Source organism: Haloarchaeobius salinus (assembly GCF_024464185.1).
GTDB classification, from domain to species: Archaea; Halobacteriota; Halobacteria; order Halobacteriales; family Natrialbaceae; genus Haloarchaeobius; species Haloarchaeobius salinus.
This window is the reverse complement of record NZ_JANHAU010000002.1, coordinates 460,085-480,397: the sequence shown is the minus strand read 5'-3', so window position 1 is coordinate 480,397 and position 20,313 is coordinate 460,085. Positions and strand designations below refer to the sequence as shown.

General features: G+C 69.8%; 21 protein-coding genes. 10 read left to right on the top strand and 11 right to left on the bottom strand.

The window, feature by feature from the left end; translation table 11 throughout:
- Positions 1–156: 156 nt before the first annotated feature.
- Complete coding sequence (locus tag NO345_RS09005) at positions 157–687, top strand: hypothetical protein (protein WP_256298471.1); 531 nt, start codon at positions 157–159, stop codon at positions 685–687.
- 54 nt (positions 688–741) lie between these two features.
- On the opposite strand, the gene NO345_RS09000 is transcribed toward NO345_RS09005, so the two are convergent.
- A complete protein-coding gene (locus tag NO345_RS09000; RefSeq protein ID WP_368407857.1) occupies positions 742–1,596 on the bottom strand; it encodes a polymer-forming cytoskeletal protein in 855 nt (284 codons plus the stop codon).
- 103 nt (positions 1,597–1,699) lie between these two features.
- Here NO345_RS09000 and NO345_RS08995 point away from each other — a divergent pair, with 103 nt between their 5' ends.
- Both NO345_RS08995 and NO345_RS08990 read left to right on the top strand, forming a co-directional pair.
- Positions 1,700–1,894, top strand: coding sequence for a DUF5800 family protein (locus NO345_RS08995; protein WP_256298469.1), 195 nt, complete (start codon positions 1,700–1,702; stop codon positions 1,892–1,894).
- Positions 1,895–1,998: 104 nt separating this feature from the next.
- Positions 1,999–2,244: a UPF0058 family protein gene (locus NO345_RS08990; RefSeq protein WP_256298467.1), complete on the top strand. Its 246-nt coding sequence runs from the start codon at positions 1,999–2,001 to the stop codon at positions 2,242–2,244.
- Positions 2,245–2,312: 68 nt separating this feature from the next.
- Here the strand turns inward: NO345_RS08990 and NO345_RS08985 are convergent, their stop codons facing one another.
- Together NO345_RS08985 and NO345_RS08980 are read right to left on the bottom strand one after the other, a co-directional pair.
- The gene (locus NO345_RS08985) at positions 2,313–3,527 is read right to left on the bottom strand and encodes a glycosyltransferase family 87 protein (protein ID WP_256298465.1); all 1,215 of its coding nucleotides are present in this window, start codon (positions 3,525–3,527) and stop codon (positions 2,313–2,315) included.
- Between the two features lies 1 nt (position 3,528).
- Entirely contained in the window at positions 3,529–4,071 is a 543-nt protein-coding gene (locus NO345_RS08980) for a DUF7097 family protein (RefSeq protein ID WP_256298463.1), read from the bottom strand.
- Between the two features lie 106 nt (positions 4,072–4,177).
- Between NO345_RS08980 and NO345_RS08975 the strand changes: the two genes are divergently transcribed.
- Both NO345_RS08975 and NO345_RS08970 read left to right on the top strand, forming a co-directional pair.
- A complete protein-coding gene (locus NO345_RS08975; RefSeq protein ID WP_256298461.1) occupies positions 4,178–5,323 on the top strand; it encodes an XdhC family protein in 1,146 nt (381 codons plus the stop codon).
- A 108-nt stretch (positions 5,324–5,431) separates the two neighbouring features.
- Positions 5,432–6,433, top strand: a complete 1,002-nt coding sequence (locus NO345_RS08970; protein ID WP_256299557.1) for an alcohol dehydrogenase catalytic domain-containing protein — start codon at positions 5,432–5,434, stop codon at positions 6,431–6,433.
- A 5-nt stretch (positions 6,434–6,438) separates the two neighbouring features.
- On the opposite strand, the gene NO345_RS08965 is transcribed toward NO345_RS08970, so the two are convergent.
- Together NO345_RS08965 and NO345_RS08960 are read right to left on the bottom strand one after the other, a co-directional pair.
- On the bottom strand, positions 6,439–7,080 hold the full coding sequence (locus NO345_RS08965; protein WP_256298459.1) for a nucleotidyltransferase family protein: 642 nt from the start codon (positions 7,078–7,080) through the stop codon (positions 6,439–6,441).
- A 6-nt stretch (positions 7,081–7,086) separates the two neighbouring features.
- Positions 7,087–8,511 carry a dihydroorotase gene (locus tag NO345_RS08960; RefSeq protein ID WP_256298457.1) on the bottom strand — a complete coding sequence of 475 codons (1,425 nt, stop codon included), beginning with the start codon at positions 8,509–8,511 and terminating at the stop codon, positions 7,087–7,089.
- Between the two features lie 133 nt (positions 8,512–8,644).
- Between NO345_RS08960 and NO345_RS08955 the strand changes: the two genes are divergently transcribed.
- Both NO345_RS08955 and NO345_RS08950 read left to right on the top strand, forming a co-directional pair.
- The gene (locus NO345_RS08955) at positions 8,645–9,202 is read left to right on the top strand and encodes a (2Fe-2S)-binding protein (RefSeq protein WP_256298455.1); all 558 of its coding nucleotides are present in this window, start codon (positions 8,645–8,647) and stop codon (positions 9,200–9,202) included.
- Positions 9,203–11,653, top strand: a complete 2,451-nt coding sequence (locus NO345_RS08950) for a xanthine dehydrogenase family protein molybdopterin-binding subunit (RefSeq protein WP_256298453.1) — start codon at positions 9,203–9,205, stop codon at positions 11,651–11,653.
- A gap of 25 nt (positions 11,654–11,678) precedes the next feature.
- Here NO345_RS08950 and NO345_RS08945 read toward each other — a convergent pair whose 3' ends face one another.
- A complete protein-coding gene (locus NO345_RS08945; RefSeq protein ID WP_256298452.1) occupies positions 11,679–13,031 on the bottom strand; it encodes an NAD(P)/FAD-dependent oxidoreductase in 1,353 nt (450 codons plus the stop codon).
- A 263-nt stretch (positions 13,032–13,294) separates the two neighbouring features.
- Between NO345_RS08945 and NO345_RS08940 the strand changes: the two genes are divergently transcribed.
- Positions 13,295–13,801: a hypothetical protein gene (locus tag NO345_RS08940; protein WP_256298450.1), complete on the top strand. Its 507-nt coding sequence runs from the start codon at positions 13,295–13,297 to the stop codon at positions 13,799–13,801.
- Between the two features lies 1 nt (position 13,802).
- On the opposite strand, the gene NO345_RS08935 is transcribed toward NO345_RS08940, so the two are convergent.
- The 4 genes from NO345_RS08935 to NO345_RS08920 form a co-directional block, all read right to left on the bottom strand.
- Complete coding sequence (locus NO345_RS08935) at positions 13,803–14,519, bottom strand: class I SAM-dependent methyltransferase (RefSeq protein ID WP_256298448.1); 717 nt, start codon at positions 14,517–14,519, stop codon at positions 13,803–13,805.
- A gap of 54 nt (positions 14,520–14,573) precedes the next feature.
- Complete coding sequence (locus NO345_RS08930; protein WP_256298447.1) at positions 14,574–15,221, bottom strand: helix-turn-helix domain-containing protein; 648 nt, start codon at positions 15,219–15,221, stop codon at positions 14,574–14,576.
- A gap of 66 nt (positions 15,222–15,287) precedes the next feature.
- The gene (locus NO345_RS08925) at positions 15,288–15,803 is read right to left on the bottom strand and encodes an SRPBCC family protein (protein WP_256298446.1); all 516 of its coding nucleotides are present in this window, start codon (positions 15,801–15,803) and stop codon (positions 15,288–15,290) included.
- Entirely contained in the window at positions 15,800–16,705 is a 906-nt protein-coding gene (locus NO345_RS08920; RefSeq protein WP_256298445.1) for an FAD binding domain-containing protein, read from the bottom strand. Before NO345_RS08920 ends, NO345_RS08925 begins: the two co-directional genes overlap by 4 nt.
- A gap of 154 nt (positions 16,706–16,859) precedes the next feature.
- Between NO345_RS08920 and NO345_RS08915 the strand changes: the two genes are divergently transcribed.
- Positions 16,860–17,624: a cyclase family protein gene (locus NO345_RS08915; protein ID WP_256298443.1), complete on the top strand. Its 765-nt coding sequence runs from the start codon at positions 16,860–16,862 to the stop codon at positions 17,622–17,624.
- Positions 17,625–17,678: 54 nt separating this feature from the next.
- Here the strand turns inward: NO345_RS08915 and NO345_RS08910 are convergent, their stop codons facing one another.
- Positions 17,679–19,097 carry a uracil-xanthine permease family protein gene (locus tag NO345_RS08910; RefSeq protein WP_256298441.1) on the bottom strand — a complete coding sequence of 473 codons (1,419 nt, stop codon included), beginning with the start codon at positions 19,095–19,097 and terminating at the stop codon, positions 17,679–17,681.
- A gap of 115 nt (positions 19,098–19,212) precedes the next feature.
- On the opposite strand from NO345_RS08910, the gene NO345_RS08905 reads away from it, so the two are divergent.
- Positions 19,213–20,256, top strand: coding sequence for an alcohol dehydrogenase catalytic domain-containing protein (locus NO345_RS08905; protein ID WP_256298439.1), 1,044 nt, complete (start codon positions 19,213–19,215; stop codon positions 20,254–20,256).
- The last annotated feature ends 57 nt before the right edge of the window (positions 20,257–20,313 follow it).

Sequence of the window (20,313 nt, the reverse complement as noted above, 5' to 3'; positions counted from 1 at the left end):
TTTCGGTCGGTGGCACGGGTTCGTATCGGTCGGCGACCGCCGCTCACATCAGTCCCGTGATAGTACGGCACACGATGACACGGACCGAGAGACCGCAACACGAAGCGGCGATAACCCGAAACGTCCTAAACCCCGTTCCGATGAAGAGTTACACGTATGAAACGACGCGACCTCCTCGCCGCCACCACGGCGACGCTGTCGACGCTCGGCCTCGCCGGCTGTGTCTCGACGCTGGGCACGGGCAGTCCCGGCGGCCAGCCGACCGACCCGACCGAGACGGCGACGACACGCACCGACCCGCGCGCCGCCCCCGAACTGCGCATGGCCGTCGAGACCGTCGAGGCGACCTGGCGGAAGGTCGTCCACATGGACGGCGACGAGATAACCTCCGGCGCGACCGCCTCCGTCGAGGTCCGCGTCGACGGCGAGCGCGTCCCCGTCGTCCCCGACGCCACCTCGACCAGCAGCTTCGCGGGCACGAGCAGCCTCGACGAGCGTGACACGTTCGCCTACTGGGCCGCCGACGAGGACCAGCTGGGCCAGGGCGAGGCCGCCGCCGTCGACTACCCCATCTCGGTCGGGAACAAGGTGTACTTCGAGGCGGAAGCCGGCCAGACCGTCACCGTCGTCTGGAACGGCGAGTTCGTCGAGCAAAGGGTGCTGCTGGAGACGACGCTCGACGGGTAAGCCTCGCTTTCTGGGTCCCTAGCCCGCAGTAGTTCCGGAAGAACAGCGACCGCGCTACTCCACGTCGCGCCGCGCGATGCCCTGCATCGTGATGTTGCCGCGGGCGCGCATCGTCCCGTCGACCTCGGCACCCTTCGAGAGTTCGAGGTCCGAACAGGAGACGTCGCCGAGGACGAGCGCGCCGGGGGCGATACGGACCTCGCCCTTGCGGGTGGTCACGTCGCCGTGGACGCGGGTGCCCTCGCCGATGTAGATGTCGTGCTTGGCGCGCAGGCTGCCGAAGATGTTGCAGTCCTCGCCGACCTCGATGGACTCGGCGCGGATGTTGCCGTGGAGCCGGCACTCGTCGCCGATGGACGCCGGCGTCGAGACCCGCCAGGCGTCGTCGCTCACCGTCGCACCGCGCGGGACGATGAGCGGCGGCTCGTCGGGGTCCTCCTCGTCGGACAGTTCGTTCACCAGGTTCTCCGCGGCCTCCTCCTCCCCGAGCAGCATCAGCTGCTTGAGGTAGACGAACAGGAAGACGATGGTCGGCATCGGGTTCCGGATGACGATCCAGCCGTTGGCCTCGAAGCCGTCCTCGATGTCCACGTCGTCGCCGACGTCGAGGTCGCCCGAGACCATGAGCTGGCCGCCGATGTGGGTCCGCTCGCCGATGAACGCGTCGCGGCCGACGAGGACGTTCCCGGCCACGTCGGACCACATGTCGAGGCGGCAGTCCGCCTCTGCTTCGACGCCACCGCCGATGCGGACCCCCTCGCCCGCGAGGACGTTCCGTCCCCGGATACCGAACTCGACGGTCGACCGCCCGCCCATGAGCACGTCGCCGTCGGTCACGAGGTCGTGCTCCTCCACCGTCGTCCCGTCGGGAATGGAGAGTTCGTCGAGTGGGTCCGTACTCAGCGACACACAGCGCAATCGGCTCTACGGCCTCTTAAACCCCGTGTCCGCGTCTGACGCCCGTCAGACGCGCTTCTGTGGGTTTTTAACTGCGCGTCACATCTGCCCCGGTATGACGACCCTCTCGTTCGACGACGACGGCTGCGACGTGGTGTACGAAGGCACCGAGTTCCGACTCGAGCGCGCGCTCATCGAGGAGGCCATAGAGAAGGACTACCGCGACGTCACCGACCACGAGGTGCTGCAGATGGTCGAGGAGAACCCCGACCTGAAGGGCGAACCCCGGCGCATCGGCGACATCATCTGAGCGGCGCGCGGCGAAAACGACGAGTAACCCCCTTACAATCCAGGGATTCAGGCACCGAACGATGCCACACTTTTACACGGGTCGGAGGGCTACAACGTCTCGCGATGCGTAAACAAGAGCTCCTCCACGTACACCAGCTGTTGAGCGTGGTGCGTCGGAATCTAGAGACGGAGGAGTCGGTTCCATCGGACGCGTTCGCGGCCTACGACGAACTCGGCGTCGCCCCGAACGCGTGCAACCGGAACAAACGAGACCACGAAGTCGCCATCCACCGCCTGCTCGCCGGCATCGACACCGTCACCGAGGCGCGCACCGGAGACGACCCCGCGGACCCACCGCTGGTGCACTAGTCCGCTGTCGCTCTCCTCCACGACCCGACTCCCGGTAGCCGCTGCTCCGTCATTTTCGGCAATCGCGTTCAGGGCGCACCGCCGGTGGACCCGTCCCCGAGGTGGAACGCCACGCATGCCGCGAGGCAGCACAGCAGGCCGTACGTCGCCGGCGCGGCGAGCGTCAGCACCGGCCGGAGCACGCCCGCGAGCAGTCCCCCGGCGACCGGCACGGCCGCCGCCGCCGCGACGAACTCCCCGCCGGCGTACACCGTCGTCGACAGCGCCGCCCCACCGAGGAACAGCAGCCGAGCGCGGCCCGGGGGGAACAGGTACAGCAGCGCGAACAGCGGGAACAGCAGGAGGCCGACGTACACCTGGTAGGACGGGAAGCCGAGCAGCATCGCGACGAGCGTCGCGAACCACGCCGTGAGCCGTCGGTCCGGCATCGAGGTGTCCCGGTAGCAGACCGCCAGCGCCGGGAGCAGTATCGCGGCGGCGACGCCGTACCGTGCCAGGCTCCCCCCGCCGACGAGGTGCGAGCCGGCACGGTGCAGCGTCAGGTACGTCTCGGTCGGCGCGAGCCCACCCGCGAACACCCCGACGCCGGTCCGCTCCGACAGGACGACCTCGACGTACGCCGCGACGAGGTCCGGCCCGAACACCAGCGCCCCGAGCAGGTGCAGGCCGAGGCCGACGGCGACCGCCGCACCGACACCGCGCCACGCTCTCCGGCGGAGCAGCCACGCACCGACGACGGCGGGGAAGAGCTTCAGGAACGCCGGGAGCGCCAGTGCCGCGCCGGCCAGCGCCTCCCGCTCGCGTTCCAGTGCGACGAACCCGACAGCCAGCGCCAGCGCGAGGAACACGTTCACCTGCGAGAAGAACAGCGACGCGCCCCGGTAGCCCGACACCGTACACGCCGCCGCGAGCAGCGCCACGTCGGCTCGTGCGAGGTCGACACCCCGGCCCCGGAGATAGCGGACGAGTACCCACGCCAGCGCCAGCCCCGTCGCGACGTTCAGCGCCGAGAAGGCGACGAGGGCGACGGCCTCTGGTACCACCGCGAACGGGACGAACGCGAGCACCGCGACCGGCGGGTAGAGGAACGTGAACTCGGGCGCACGGGCCGGCGAGACATCGTACAGCGGCCCGCCCGAGAGCCACGCGTCGGCCGCGACCCGGTACACCGCGAGGTCGAGCCCGAGGTCGCCCGGGCGCTTCAGCCGGAGCGAGCCGAGCATGATGCAGCCGACGACGACCGCCGCCAGCAGCACCAGCCGCGGTGGCGTGCGCCGGTCCATCTCAGTGCCCGTCGTCCCCCGACCGCCGCTCCCGCGCCGTGTCGAACGACAGCTCGCGCTGCTCCCTGCTCCGGCGCTCCTCCAGTGCCGCGATGGCCTCCGGGTCCGGGTTCACGTCGTCGGTCACTCTCGCCCACGAGTTGTGCACCTTCGCGTGGCACCACCGGCAGAGGTACACCGTGATCTCGTGGCTCACCTCCCGCCCCGCGTCGGCGTAGGAGAGGTGGTGCTCCTCCAGCAGCGGCCGCTCGTCCGGGTCGAGCTGCATCGGCTTCGCCTCCAGTCCGCAGCGGGCGCACTCCCGGTTCGTCGCCGTCGCCCGGAAGTGCGGGCAGTCGCCCCAGTCCCAGTCCGCGCTCGCGTCGTCGCTGACGACCGGACACGCGAACTCGTCCGTGCGGCGCTCCCGGGCGAACTCGGGGTCGTGCTGCGGGTGCTCGAAGGCGTACCGACAGGTTCCCTCGCCCGTGAGGTGGTCACAGAGCGTGGCGTGCTCGTACGGGTCGTCCACCCCCACGGAGGTCCCGGTCGGCGTCTTCTCCATCGGGAGTGGGTTGGGCGGTGTGGGATTTGAAACGTCGGGTTGTCCTGCCATGTGACAGCGGTTCCGTGGGACAACGGCTAAACCACCTCGACCGCTAGATGATACCATGCACGAATCCACGGCGGACCCCTGGAGTGCGACCGCACTCGACGTCCAGCGGCGGCTGTCCGCGCTCCGCGAGTCCGGCGAACAGGGCGCGGTGGCGACGGTGGTCGGCGTCGAGGGGTCGGCGTACCGCCGGCCGGGGGCGAAGATGGTACTGACACCCGAGGGTGACCACCTCGGCGGCATCACGGCGGGCTGTCTGGAGGGGCCGGTCGTCGACCTCGCGGGCCGGGTGTTCGAGTCGGGCGAGCCGGTCAGCGAGACGTTCGACCTGATGGACGACGACGAATGGGGGCTGGGGCTGGGCTGCAACGGCGTCATCGACGTGCTGGTCGAACCCGTCGACGACTCGTGGGACCCGGTGCTCGACGCGCTCGAGGCCGGCGAGAGCGTCGCCACCGTCACCGCCGTCGAGGGCGACGCACCGCTCGGCGCGCGCGCCGTCGTCGAGACGGATGGGTCGGTCACCACGCCGTCGGACCGGGCGGGGCTGCCCGACGCGGTCGTCGAGGCGATCCGCGATGAGGCGGTCGACTGCGCCGAGACGGGCACCTGGATCGCCCGGACCGTCACGACCGACGCGGACGACGTGACGGTGTTCGTCGACGGCGTCGAGCCGGCACCGGAGATGCTCGTCTTCGGCGGCCAGCCCGACACCGGCCCGGTCTCGAGCCTCGCGCGCCACGTCGGCTTCGCGGTGACCGTCGCGACCGCCCGCGGCGGCCACGCCGACCCCGAGCGGTTCCCGGCAGCCGACGAGGTGCTGTCGCTCCGGCCCGCGAACCTTGGCGAGCACGCCGACGACCGCACCGCCGTGGTGCTGATGAGCCACAACAAGCTCGACGACGAGCTCGCGCTCGCCTCGGTGCTGGAGACCGACGCGCCCTACGTCGGGCTGATGGGCCCCCGGGAACGGTTCGAGCAGATCCGCGAGGAGCTCGCCACCGACGGCGTCGAGTTCACCGACGAACAGCTGGCCCGCGTCGCCACACCCGTCGGCCTCGACGTCGGCGGCGGCGAACCGGTCCAGATCGCACTGAGCATCGTCAGCGAGGCGCTCGCGGTGCTCAACGGCCGCGAGGGCGGTCGACTCCGGGACCGCGAGGGAGCGATCCACGGCGAGCGGGAGATCATCGTCGACGACTGAGGTGTCGGCGTTTCTACGTGAATTCGCGTCCGGAATCACTGACGTTGCTGGGGCTGTAACGTGCCGCCCATGTCGAACGATGGTTCCACAGCCGACACCGACGAGACGATGCGCGCGATGCAGGTGACCGAGGCCGGCGGGTTCGAACTCGTCGAGCGCCCCATCCCCGAGCCGGCCGACGACGAGGTCCGCATCGCGGTCGCGGCCTGCGGGGTCTGCCGCGGCGACGGCCACGTCTGCGAGGGCGGAGCCGAGCACGTGGACTACCCCAGAATCCCGGGCCACGAGTTCGTCGGCTACATCGACGCCGTCGGCGACCGCGTCACCGAATGGGCAGTGGGCGACCGCGTCGGCGTCGGCTGGCACGGCGGGCACTGCTTCACCTGCGAGCCCTGCCGCGACGGCGAGTTCGTCCTCTGCGAGGAGAAGCCGGTGACGGGAATGGACCGCGACGGCGGCTACGCCGAGTACGCGACGGCGCGCGCAGAGGCCCTCGCCGCCATCCCCGAGGGGTCCGACGCCGCGACGACCGCGCCGCTGCTCTGTGCCGGGTTGACCTCGTTCAACGCGCTCCGGAACGCCGACGTACGCCCGGGCGACCTCGTCGCCGTCGTCGGTATCGGCGGGCTCGGCCACCTCGCGCTCCAGTACGCACACGAGGCGGGCTTCGAGACGGTCGCGGTCTCGCGAGGCACCGAGAAACGCGAGGCTGCCCTCGACTACGGTGCGGCGCACTTCGTCGACAGCGAGGCACAGGACCCCGCCGAAGCCCTCACCGACCTCGGTGGGGTGGACCTCGTGCTCGCCACCGCGCCCGCCAGCGACGCTATCGCCGCCGCCATCGACGGGCTGGGTCCGAACGGCGAGGTCGTCGCGGTCGGCATCCCCGAGGAGCCCGTCCCGGTCGAGGTCGGGAGCCTCACCGCGACGCGGGGCAGTTTCTCCGGCTGGGCGTCGGGTACCCCGAGCGACGCCGAGGACACCGTCGCCTTCGGCGCGCGCCGGGACATCGAGACGACCGTCGAGACGTTCGACCTCGCCGACGCCGAGGCCGCCTACCGGGCGATGGACAGCGGGGACGTGCGGTATCGGGCGGTCGTCCTGCCGTAGCGGGACTACTCCCCGCAGCGGTCCGCCAGCTCGCGCAGGTCGTCGTCGGTGTCCACGTCGCGGTGGATGCCGGGGTCGTCGACGACCACGCGCTCGACGGGGAACTCGTCGAACAGCGCGCGACCGCCGGTATCGCCCGACACGTCCTGGAGCGCGTCGAAGTGGGTAGCGCCGAACAGTACCGGATTTCCGCGTCGGCCTCCGTACGTCGGGACGACGATGTCGGCGTCCGTACCGCGGCTCCGGCTGCGGTACGTTGCGACCAGCGCGTCGACCGTTGACGGGTCGACACAGGGCATGTCCCCGAGCGCGAAGACGGCCGCATCAGCACCGCGTTCCGCCGCGGCGCGGGCTCCACGGGCGACCGTCGTCGCCTGCCCGCCGGCGTAGTCGGGGTTGTGGACCGTCTCGATACCGTCCGGGAGCGCCGCCGCGACGCGCTCGCGTTCGTGGCCGAGCACCGCGACGACGCCGTCGAGGTTCGCGTCGAGCAGCGTCCGGGCGGCGTGGCGGACCAGCGGCTCGCCGTCGAGCTCCGCCAGCAGCTTCTGGTCGTCGCCGAAGCGCGAGGCGGTGCCGGCAGCGAGGAGGACGCCGACGACGGTGTCGGACGCGACCTCGCCGTCGGCGTCGTCGCTCTCGCTCACCACGCCCTACTCCAGTTCGACGCCGCTGTCGCCGCGGTGGAGGTAGTTCCGGCCGCCGGGCTCGACCTGCAGCTCGTCGTCCTCGACGACGACCTCGCCCCCGACGACGGTGTGGGTCGGCAGGCCCGTCAGCTCCATCCCGTGCATCGTCGAGTACCGGGGCTCCATCGTGTGGTAGAAGTCGTCGTCGACGACCTTCGACTTCCCCATGTCGACGACGACCATGTCGGCGTCGCTGCCCTCGACGAGCGCGCCCTTCCGGGGGTAGAGGCCCCAGCGCTTGGCGTTGTTCTCGGCGCAGACCTCGACGAGCCGCTCCATGCTGATGCGGTTCCGGTTCACGCCCTCGCTCATCATCACCGGCAGGAAGTACTCGATGCCGTTGTTGTCGCCCGGGATGGCGTCCCAGATGTCGCCGTGCTTGCCCGTGTCCTTCTCCTTGAACTCGATCTTGTGCGGGCAGTGGTCGGTCCCCATGTACTCGACGGTGCCCTCCCGGAGCCCCTGCCAGAGGCGGTCCTTGCTCCACTCGCCACGGAGCGGCGGCGAGATCTTCCCCCACACGCCCAGCTCCTCCTCGTCTTTCGTGTGGGTGAGGAAGGCCGGCAGCGTCTCCGCGTGGAGGTTCACGCCCCGCTCCTGGAAGCGCTTGCAGATGTCGACGCCCTCGCCCGTGGACATGTGGACGATGTACGCCCGGGAGTCGGTCAGCTCGGTCATGTGGCCGATCTGCTCGATCTGCATGAACTCGCAGATGTTCGGTGCCGACTCCGACCACGAGGGGAGGTCGTTGCGCCCCTCGTCCTGCAGCTCCTGGCGGCGCTCGTAGGCGATGTCCTCGTTCTCGGCGTGGAACATCACGACGCCCCCCGGGATGTCGGCCACCTGCGACAGCAGGTTGTACACCCGGCCCGCGTCGGAGTGTTCGATGCCCAGCTCGGGCGAGGCGTGCTTGTACCAGTTGAAGAATATCTTGAACGACCGGACGCCCTCCTCGGCGAGCCCGTCTATCTCATCGAAATGGTGGTCCTTGTGGATGATGGCGTGGTACGCGAAGTCGATGTAGGAGTTCTCCGCGCCGGCCTCCCGGAAGAACTCCATGTCGGGCAGGTAGGGCTCGGGCTGGAGCAGGAAGTTCACGACGGTCGTGACGCCGCCGTGGACCGCGCCCCGCGTCTCGGTCTCGAAGTCGTGCTCGAGCCCGTCGTGGTACTCGAACTCGTAGCGGGACAGCCCCCAGTGGACGTGCGGGTCGATGAAGCCGGGGATGAGGTAGTTCCCCTCGGCGTCGATGGTCCGGTCAGCATCGGGCAGCGACGCGTCGCCGCCGACCGCCGTGATGGTGCCGTCGGTCGACGCGACGCCACCGTGGATGGTACCCGAGGGGGTGACGACGCGAGCGTTGTGGATGCAGAGCTCTGCTCGTGGCATGGTACCAAAAGACAGAGGCGGGGGACTTAGAGCTATCCCAATCACGGTCCCCCCGGGGCTGGTCGAGTGATTGTCCCCCGCGACTCACGGCAACGCTTAAGGTCGAATCGCCGAAAGTACGGTGGTATCTACCATGAGCATCGAGGACATGCCCCATTCTGGGGACCGCCCGACGCGCGAGATCTCGGTCACCGTCAATGGTGAAGAAGTGACCAGGGAGGTCGAGCCACGGCTGAAGCTCTCCGACTTCCTCCGGAACGAGTGCGACCTCCAGGGGGTCCGCGTCGGCTGCGAGCACGGTGTCTGCGGTGCCTGCACCGTCTCGCTCGACGGCGACACGGTCAAGAGCTGTCTGCTGTACGCGGTCCAGGCCGAGGGCCTCGCGGTCGAGACGGTCGAGGGACTGGCCGATGACGGCCAGCTCCACCCCGTCCAGGAGGCGTTCCACGAGGAGCACGCGCTCCAGTGTGGCTTCTGCACCAGCGGGTTCGTCATGGCCACCAAATCCCTGCTCGAGGAGAACCCCGACCCCGACCGCGACGAGGTGAAGGAGGGGCTCGCGGACAACATCTGTCGCTGCACCGGCTACCAGAACATCTACCGCGCCGTCGACCGCGCCGCCGACAAGCTGGACGCCGTCGAGACCGACGGCGGGGCGGACGACACCGCGACCGACGGGGGCGAGCGGTAGATGTCGGAGTCCGAACCGCAGGCCGGCCACGAGACGACCGGCGAGCTGGAGGACCGGTCGTTCACCGGCCAGAGCGTCCGCCGGTTCGAGGACCGGCGCATCCTCACCGGCGAGGCCGAGTACATCCACGACGTGACGCCGCCGAACTGCCTCGAGATGGCCATCGTCCGGAGCGTCCACGCCCACGCGGACATCGTCGACGTGGACACGAGCGCCGCCGAGGAGCACCCGGACTGCGAGCTCGTCATGACCGTCGAGGACCTCAAGGAGTCGTACAATCCACAGCCCTGCGGGCTGGAAGGGTTCGAGGAGTGGTCGCTCGCGGACGGGAAGGCCCGCTTCGTCGGGGAACCCATCGCCGTCGTCGTCGCCGAGGACCGCTACCTCGCCGAGGATATGGCCGACCTCGTGAACGTCGAGTACGAGACGCTCGACCCGGTCGTCGACGGGATGACCGCCCGCGAGGGCGAGGTGCTCGTCCACGAGGAGTACGGGTCGAACGTCGCCGACAACGAGCGCATCGCGTTCGGCGACCCCGACGGCGCGTTCGAGGACGCCGACCACGTCGTCGAGGGGACCTACGAGTGGGGCCGCGTCTCCGGGGTCCCCCTGGAGACGGCGGGCGTCGTCGCCCAGTACGACGAGAACGGCGACAGCTTCCACATCGACTGCAACATCCAGCTGCACACCCTCGTCGACGACACCGTCTACGAGACGCTCGGCCGACCAGCCGACCGCGTCGAGCTGAACGTCCCCGCCGACGTCGGCGGGAGCTTCGGGACGAAGATCGCCATCCACCGGTACTGCAACCTCGCCGCGATGGCCGCCGAACAGCTCGGCCAGCCCGTCAAGTTCGTCGAGGACCGCATCGAGAACCTGCAGGGCGGGGACATGCACTGCTCGGAGCGCCGGTACGAGATGCGGCTGGCCGTCGACGACGACGGCACCATGCGCGGGCTGGACGTCTGGTTCGTCGATGACTTCGGCGCGTGGCCGCACTACCCGGTCAACCAGGTGCTCAAGCCCCTGTCCGTGCTGACCAACTCGTACGACGTCGAGGACGTCGTCTACGAGTACGACCTCGTGCTGACGAACAAGACCGCACAGACCGCCTACCGCGGCTTCGGCGTCGACCCGCACCAGTACGCGCTGGAGATGCTGGTCGACGACGCCGCGCGCGAGCTCGACATCGACCCGACCGAGTTCCGCCGCCGGAACCTCATCACGCCCGACCAGCTGCCGTACCGCATCCCCTCGGGGAACATCTACGACTCCGGCGACTACCCCGGCGCGATGGACCGGATGGACGAGATACTGGACGAGAACGAGCGCTGCGAGGGCGGCCTACTCGACCCGGACATCGTCGAACAGCGTCGCGAGGAGGGCTACTACCGGGGCACCCAGACCGCGGTCCTCATCGAGCCCGGCGTCTCCGGGTCGGACTGGACCGACCGCCAGCGCACCGACGACGAGACCATCGAGAACCGTACCCGCGAGGACGTCGCGGAGCTCCCCGAACACCTCCGCGCGGAGGTGAAACCCGACGGCACGGTGCTCGCGTGGCTCGCCACCGACAGCTCCGGGCAGGGCCACCAGACGCTCGTCGCCCAGCTGCTCGCCGACGAGCTCGGACTCCTGCCGAGCGACATCGAGGTCGACTACCTCGACAGCGTCGAGGCCCCGACCGAGTACGGCAGCGCCGCCTCCCGCATGGCCGTGATGCTCTCGGGCGCGAGCGTCGGCGTCGGCGAGCAGTTGCGCGAGAACCTCGCCGAACTCGCGGCCGACCACTGGGGCGTCGAACGCGAGGCCGTCTCCTACCGCGACGGTCGCGTCGAACGGGGCGGCACCGACGAGTCGCTCTCGCTCGCGAAGCTCGCCGAGCTCGACGACGAGGGACGCACCCGCGTCAGCTACGACTACGAGCATCCCGCGACCGGCATCTCCGAGTTCGACGACGCCCTGACAAGCAAGTATCCGGTGTACCCGACCGCGGCCTACGCCGTCGACGCGCCCATCGTCGAGGTGGACGTCGAGACGGGCGAGGTCGAGGTGCTGAAGTTCTACACGCTCCGGGACTGCGGGACGATGCTCAACCCGATGATCGTCGAGGGGCAGGCCCACGGCGGTATCGCGCAGGGCCTCGGCGCGGCGCTCATGGAGGAGTTCGGCTACGACCAGGGCTCCGGCCAGCCGCAGGCAATCACGATGTTCGACTACCTGCTGCCGTCGACGAAGAACATGCCCGACATCGAGATGGAGCACACGAGCCACCCGTCGCCGTTCACCGAGACCGGCGCGAAGGGCGTCGGCGAGGGCGGGATGATAGACGCGCCCGCGGCCATCGCTTGCTCCATCAACGACGCGCTGGAACCGCTGGGCGTGACCGCCGACCGCCTTCCCTTTACGGCGCACCGGGCACGGAAGCGGCTTCGGGAGGCGGAGGAATAGCGGTGACGAGCTGTCGACGTCCCCGTTACCGCGGCGACAGCACACGCGCCGCGAGCCCCGGCCTGAGCAGCGACGACGGCGGCTCCGCCATCGTCACGACCCGGCCGTAGGCGTCGGCGACCGCCCCGTCGTCCTGTGCGGTCCTGACCAGTCGCGCGAGGTAGCGCGTGAACAGCCACTCGACCGCCGACTGCGAGCCCTCGGTCGCCTCGTAGCCGAGGTCCGAGCCGACCGCCATCGTCCAGGCCACGTCGACCACCTCGCTCGCCCGGTCGAAGAAGCGAGGGCCGAGTCCGTCGACCCCGCCGTCTGCGAGCGCGTGGTGCAGGACGAGCGCCTCAAGCGCCGCAACCGAGATCCCCTGCCCGTACACCGGGTTGAAGCTCGCGACGGCGTCGCCGACGACGACCAGCCCGTCGGGGAACCGGTCCAACCGCTCGTAGTAGCGACGCCTGTTCGACGGGAACGGGTAGCTCTGGACGCCATCGCCCACCCACTCGCGCTCGTCGAGCAGCCGCGCGAGGTGGTCGACCGGCAGACTCGCCGCGAACGCCTGCAGCCCCGCCGGGTCCGTCGGCGGGTCGTCGCCGTGGACGCCCTGGAGCGTGACGAGCCAGCGGTCGCCCTCGACGGGGAACGCGCCACCCCCGCGGGTCCGGGGCGCGGTCGGCGGCACGAAGAAGGCGCGGCGGTCCCCGGGCGGTCGGTCGACGACCGCCGTCGCGTAGCGGACGTCCACCATCACCTCCTCCTCCGGCGGGCGCTCGTAGCCGTGTTCGGCGAGCCACGCGGGCGTCCGGGAGGTCCGCCCCGTCGCGTCGACGACGAGGTCAGCAGGGAGGGTAGCGGTGTCCGCGTCGTCGCCGGAGTCGACGACCACACCGTCGACCCGTCTCCCGTCGTCGGCGAGGTGGTAGTCGACGAACCGGCACGAAGGACGGAGCCGCACGCCGTCGACCGTCGCCAGACAGCGTCGGCTGACCGCCTCGAACAGCGGCCGGCTCGCCGCGTACATCGGCCGTCGTGTCGGTCCGGGTTCGAGATAGTCGCCCGCCTCGTAGTGGACGAGGTCGTGCGTCCAGTCGATGACCAGCCCGCCGCTCGCCAGCAGCTCCTCCGCGAAGCCCGGGAACAGGTCCGCGAGCGTCGCCCGTCCCGCCTCCAGCAGCACGTGCGGCTGGTGGCCCTGCGGCACGCCCCGTCGGGTGACCGGGTCGTCCGGGAGCGAATCGCGGTCGAGCACGGTCACGCGGTCGAACGCGTCCGCGAGCACCCTGGCCGCGACCAGCCCGGCCATGCTCGCCCCGACGACGACGGCGTGCTCGCCCTGCCGGGAGACCACCGACTCGGCGTAGCGGGGGACGTTCGCCAGCGTCATCTGGTCGTGGCGAGGGTCGGCTCCGGGTATAGTGTTACGGAACGTGACCCGCCAGCCGGGTGCAGGTGCCCCGTGAACGGCCGGGTGGACGCGGGACAAAGCACTTGCCACGACGTGTCACAGAACACGATATGCCCCTCCACAGGCGGCGGTTCCTCCAGTCGGCGGCCGTCGCGACCGTCGGCGGCCTCGCGGGCTGTGGTTGACTGCCGACCGACCAGGGCGACGGTCACGACGAACCGCCCCTGCAGTTCGACGGTGCCGTGGTCGAACAGCCGTCCGCCGACGCCCCCGGCCGGACCGAGATTCGGATCGAGAACGCGGGCGGCGCAGTTCTCGGTGTCAAGCACGCGAATCTCGGTGCCAGCCCGTTCGAGTTCGTCTCCGAGCTGGCCGGCGAGCACGGCGAGGTGATCCTGCTCCCGGAGCAGTCGAGCCAGGTCGACGTCCGCCGGGGCGAGCGGCAACGGGAGGCCGGTTGCTGGCGGGTCGTTGACGGCGACGACGGCGAGGCCTACGTTTCCTTCATCTCCATGGCACCCGCCGTCCACATCCCCGGCGGTGAGACGTACACGGCTCGGCAGCAGGTGTACTACCACGGCCCTGCGGACCGCTGTTTGCCGACTGGCGAGTATCGGACGGAGGTCGCCATCGAGATCGGCCAGCCCCGGGGTGACCAACACATGGAGTCGGGCTCGTCAATCGAACAGAACGTGATGTGTACACTTCGAGTCGGTCGGGACGGGAGACTCTCGCTCTCGCTGTCCTGAGTCACTCGTCGCCGTCGACCTCGGCGGCAGCAGCACGACCCGACTCCAGTCCTGCCTTCCTCGCCACGGCGACGTAGTTCGTCCCGAGCGCGAACGTCTCGACCAGCTCTACGTCCGCGAACGCCCGCTCCAGCTCGTCGAGAACGCTCTCCTCCCGGTTCCAGTTCCCGATGAGTCGGTACCCGGCGTAGACCAGCGGGTTCAGGAGTCTGGCGGCTCCCGACGGTGCCAGCCGGATGTCGTACACCGCGAAGCTCGCACCCGGCGCGAGCGCGTCGTGGACGTTCTCGACGACGGCCCGCACGTCGGGCATGGCGCTCACGGCGGTCGTCGCCAGCGCGCCGTCGAACCGCTCGGTGGCGACCGGGAGCGCGGTCGCGTCGGCGCGAAGCGTCTCGACGTTCTCCCAGCCGTGCTCCTCGATGCGCTCGGCCGCGCCGGCCAGCATCCCCGGGCTGTAGTCGACGCCGAGGACGGAGCCGTCCGGACCGACCGCCTCCCGGAGCAGCTCGAAGTTCGCGCCCCGGCCGCAGCCGATGTCGATGACGGCGTCGCCCGGCTCCAGGTCGAGCTGTGCGACGGCGTCGCGTCGCACCTCGACGGTGTCCCGCTCGTAGACCGACCACAGCCGCTCGCACGAGCTCCAGAAGTCCCACTTGCGACGGCTGCGTTCCACACGGCTCCGGTGCTCGCCCGACGGCATCGTGGTCTCGGCCATACGATAGCTCGGTGCGCCGGGGGCACCGGCCTTCCCCCGATAGCTATCGTGGCTTTATACGTCGCCGCCGAGCACCTCACCGACTGCGTGGGCCTCGGCCCGCCGGAGGAGCTCCGAGGCGGTCGAGACGGCGCAGTCGAGTTCGTCGGCGACGGCCTCGATGCCGTTGCGCCGGGGTATCTCGTAGTAGCCCAGGTCCCACGCCGCCCGGAGCGCGTCCTGCTGGCGCGCCGAGACGGCCGTGTCGTGGGCGGTCACGCCGTCGCTCACCCGTCGGACGTCGACCGTGACCGCCTCGGGGAACGAGTCGAGGACGGCCCTGAGGTCGTCGCCGTGGCCGACGAGCGTGAGCGCCATCGTCCGGTCGGAACGGAACTCGATGGGCGGGACGACGACCACGGTGTCCTGTGCGAGCGAGTCCAGGAGCGAGAGTCCCTCCGGGCCGAGCTCCTGCCGGACGTAGACGAAGCAGCCGTCCTCGGTTGGCGTGATGTCGTACTCCAGTACCGCCTCTCGGTCGGTCAGCAGCGCCTCGTACGCGTCCGGCTCGCCGTAGACGAACGAGCTGACCGTCTCGACACCGTCGACGGACTGCCCGCCGAGGACGACCTCGCGGTCGAGGTCGGACGACTCACAGAGCCCGCGGTGCATCGGCGCGAGCGCCGACTCGGCGTAGCGGAGCTCGACGGACATCGACTTCATCGACCGAGAGACGGACCGCGAGGGTCGAAAAGACATCGGCTGGGAGCGGTCGGTCTCCCAGTCGGCTCACTCGTCGGTGTCGACCTCGACCACCGGTTCGGCGTCCTCGGCCCCCTCCAGCTTCGACTCGGCGGGCTCGCCCTCCTCGGCGGCCGCCTGCAGGTCGTCGAAGAAGTTGTTGACGAGCCGGGTGGTGACGCCGCCGAGCGCGCGCTGGCCGAGGCTGGCGATGAGGCCCGACACCTCGGCGCTCGCGTGCCAGGTCGCAAGCGTCCCACCCTCGTCGGTCGGCTGGAGGTCCATGTGCGCGGCCGTCTCGAACGCGTTCCGGCTGGAGTTCCCGACCGCACTCATCCGCAGGGTCGACGGCTCCGTCGCTTCGACGACCGTCACGTCCACGTCGAAGGTGGGGCTGACGCTGCCGACCTTCACGGACATCACGGCCTCGAGGTCCGACGGCGAGTTCAGCTTCAGCTCCTTCATCCCCGGCGCGCAGTCCGCGATGACGTCGGGGTCGGTGAAGTACGGCCACAGCTCCTCCGGGGGCATGTCCAGTTCGAACTCGCCGTCGAACTCGATCATGCGGCCCCACCTCCCGTGCCGCAGGCCCGGCCGTACGCCGTCTCGAGCGCCCGCCGGCTGTACTCCGCGGCGACGTCGAGCTTGAACTCGCGGTCGGCGTGCATCTCCTCGGACGGGTCGGCGGCCTCGCGGGCCGCCGCGCCCACCTCGTCGAGCGTCGCCTCCGAGAGCGGCTCGCCCTCGACGGCGGCCTCGGCGTCGGGCACGTGCAGCGGGACGTCCGCCGCGTTCGCCAGCGCGAGCCGGGCGTCCTCGATCGTCGGCTCGTCGGCGTCGGGGTCGTCGACGCGGACCGACGCCCCGGCCGAGATGGTCGGCCACGTCTGGGCGGCGCGCTTCAGCTCGTCGAACGCCATCCCCGTCCGGTCGGGCGGGAACGGCTCCCGTGGCACCGAGACGGACTCGATGAGCTCCGCCTCGGTCATGTCGGTGAACATGTACGCGATGAAGAAGTCGCGGGCGCTGGTGGTCCGGGTTCCGTCCGGTCCACGGAGCGTGATGTCGCCGTCGAGGGCGACCAGCGCGGCCGGGTAGTTGCCCGCCGGGTCGGCCTCGCCGAGGCTCCCGCCGAGGGTGCCGCGGTTGCGGACGCTCGGGCCGGCGATCTGCTCGGCCGCCGCGGGTAGCATCGGGACGTGCTCGGCGAGCGCGTCCGACTGCGAGATGCTGCGGTGTGTCGTGAGCGCGCCGACGCGAACCGTGTCCTCGTCGACCTCGACGAAGTCGAGCTCGTCGACGCGGCTCAGATCGACGATGTTCGCAGGCGTCGCCAGCCGGTTCGACATCACGATGCCGAGCGACTGGTTACCTGCCATGAACTCTGCCTCCTCCAATTCGGCCGCGAGTTCGACTGCTTCGGCGGCCGAGGTGGGACGGTGGTACTGGAACTGGGCTGGTTTCATTGTGACTGTTGTGACTGACCGACTCGGGCGGTGTTGGGCGAACGATACCCAATAACACGGGAGGACGGTGTATTAAATCTTGGCGTGTGTGAGCACTTGTCCCGCCCCGATCTGCGGCGAACTTTCATTACCCCTCCCCGTGTGTTTCAATGCCATGCTCGACGGCTACGAGATGCACGACCTGACACAGCCCTGGTCCCAGGACACGCCCGCCTGGCCCACGTACGACAACCCGAAGATCTGGTACGAGAAGAGCCTCGACACGGAGAAGGTCAACGGCCAGAAGATCGAGTTCATGAACCACACGGGGACCCACCTCGACGGCGAGAAGCACTTCATCGCCCACGGGCGGGACATCGAGTCGATGCCGCTCGACGAACTCGTGAGCGACGCCGTCGTCGCCGACATCTCCGACAAGGTCGGGGACTACGACGTCTACACCAGCGAGATGATAGAGGACGTCTGCGACGTGCGCGAGGGCGACATCCTGTTCGTCCACACCGGCTACCAGAAGTACGCCTGGCACCGCGAGGAGGCCGACCCGCACGCGTTCTTCTGCAAGCACCCCGGCCCGAACATGGAGTTCGCGGAGTGGTGCCGCGACATGGACCTGAACTACCTGATACTCGACTGCGGGAGCGCGGACCACCCGATGAACACGGTCATCCGCGACGTGCGCCCCGAACTCGCCCGCGAGGCCCGCGAGAAGCACGGCGTCGACGACCTCGACGAGATATTCCCGCCGGAGGGCTACCAGCTCATGCACACCGAGCTGTTCCCCGAGGGAATCGTCCACGTCGAGAACGCGCAGGTCCCCGAGGAGCTGCTGAACGAGCGCTGCCAGATCGGGACGTTCCCGTGGCGGTTCCGCGGCGGCGAGTCCTCGGTGTCCCGCGTCGTCGCCTTCACCGAGGCCTGAGCGGCGCGCGGTCGGTTTTTGGTCGACTACGACACGCTCGCTACCGCCTGGTCCTCAGTTGCCCGTCGCGGCCTCCTCGTCGGTGTCCGTGATGTCCTCGTCGACGCTGTCGACGGCCGGGTCGGGGTCGGACTCGGGGCCGCGTGCGGCGTCGTCACCCTCGGGGAGTACGGCGTTCAGCACCAGCGCGGTGACGCCGCCCGAGATGAGCCCCGAGCCGACCAGCACCTGGATATCGGAGGGGACGTTCACGAGGATGTCCGACTGGACCTCGACCCCGACGCCGAGGACGAGGGAGACGGCGATGATGGTGAGGTTGCGCTGGGTGAGCGCCGCCCCGCGGGAGATGATGCGCAGGCCGATGGAGATGATCATCCCGAAGAGGACGACCGCCGCCCCGCCGAGGACCGGTGCCGGCATCGCGGAGACGACCGCTGCGACCTTCGGGATGAACCCGAGCACGACGAGGAACACGCCGGTGATGGCGACGACGAACCGGCTGGCGACGCCGGTGAAGCCGATGAGGCCGACGTTCTGGGAGAACGACGTGTTCGGGAAGGCGTTGAACACGGCGGCGAACGCGCTCATCACGCCGTCGGCGACGAGGCCGCCTTTCACCTCCTCCGAGGTGGGATCACGCCCGACCGACTCGGTCGTCCCGGAGATGTCGCCGATGGTCTCCATCGACGTGATGACGTAGGCGAAGGCGACGACGATGATCGCGCTGGGCTCGAACGCGAGGCCGTACGAGAGTGGCACGGGAACCGACACCCAGCCGGCCGACGCGACCCCGGAGAGGTCCAGCAGGCCGAGGGGGATGGCCGCCAGGTAGCCGACCACGACCGCCACGAGGACGGCACCGGCCCTGAGGAAGCCGCTGAAGAACTGGTTCAGGACGACCGCGACGACGAAGACCAGCCCGGCCAGTCCGAGGTTGGCCAGGTTCCCGTACGTATCGGCTCCGGGGCCACCGGCCGAGTACTGCATCGCGATGGGAATCAGCGTCAGCCCGACCAGCATGACGACGATGCCGGTGACGAGCGGCGGGAACAGTCGCTTCACGTCGTCGAAGAAGTACCCGATGATCACCTCGATGGGTGCAGCGACCAGCACCGCGCCGAAGATGGCGGCCAACCCGAACTCGCTGCCGATGCTGATGAGCGGTGCGACGAAGATGGCGCTCGTCCCCATCACGATGGGGAGCTTCGCCCCTACGGGTCCGAGTGGGTAGACCTGGACGATGGTCGCCACCCCGGCGACCAGCAGCGCCATCTGGACGATGAACTGCGTGTCCGCCGACGAGAGGCCGATGGCCCCGGCGATGACGAGTGGCAGCGCCACCGTGGAGAGGAACATCGCCAGGAGGTGCTGTATCCCGAGCGGGATGGCCTTCTCCAGGTCTGGTTTGTCCTCGATGCCGTACTCGGCGAGTCGCGTTCCGGAACGCCCTTGTGATTCGGTAGCATCAGACATGCAAACGTCCACGATGGCATTCTATTTATAATTTCAGACGGAATCGGGCTAAATCCGGCGCGAGAAGGGAGAAAACGGCAGTACGACTAACTTACTCGGGGGCGAGGGAGCAGGTATGTCGACGATACACGCGGCCATCCTCGACGAGTGGGGTGGGGAACTCACGGTACGGGAAGTCGACAGACCGGAGCCCGGCCCCGGCGAGGCCCGCGTCGAGGTGCGCGCCTGCGGCGTCACGCGCACCATCGAGAACGCGATCCAGGGCGGGCTCTCCGACGACCCCGACCTCACCCCACGAATCCCGGGACACGAGTTCGCCGGCGTCGTCGACGCGGTCGGCGAGGGAGTCGACCCCGACCGCGTCGGCGAGCGCGTGCTGGCGTACTTCTACCTGACCTGCGGCGAGTGCGACGCCTGCCGCCGCGGCGACACCGCCCAGTGCACCGACTTCGGCGGCTGGTTCGGCGTGAACTCCGACGGCGCGTACGCCGAGAGCACGGTGCTCCCGGCCGAGAACGCGCTCCCGCTGCCCGACGCCGCGAGCTTCGCCGAGGGCGCGGTTGCGGCCGACGGGGTCGCCACGCCCATCCACGTCTGCGAGCGCGCCGACGTGACCGACGCCGACACCGTGCTCGTCGTCGGCGCGGCCGGACGGATCGGCTACCACCTCGCACAGGTCGCCGGGCTCCGTGGGGCACAGGTCCTCGCCGCAGACGTGACCGACGAGCGCCTGGCCCACGCCGAGACGGCCGGCGAGCACGTCACCGCGGTCGACGCCCGGCGGGACGACCTCTCGGCGGCCCTCACCGACGCGACGCCCCACGGCGACGGCCCGACCGTCGTCGTCGACACCGTCGGCGACCGCGACACCCTGCACGACGCCTGGGACGCGCTGGCGATGGGCGGCCGCGTCGTCTCGCTGACCACCCACCACGACCGGGTGTTCGATGTGCCGATGAAGGAGTACGTCGTCAAGGAGGCCTCCTTCATCGGGTCCAGGTACGCGACCCGAGACGAGGTCGTCCGCGCCGCTCGGCTCGTGGCCGACGGACGCGTCGACGCCGACGTTGGCGAGTCCCTCTCGCTCGACGAGGTGCCCGACTACCACCGACGGCTCCGTACCGGCGAGACGAGCGGGATGGGCGTGCTGGAGCCGTAGGGCGACACGGGACGACACCGCATCGCGACCCACACCGACCGAACCCTTTTGAGGCAG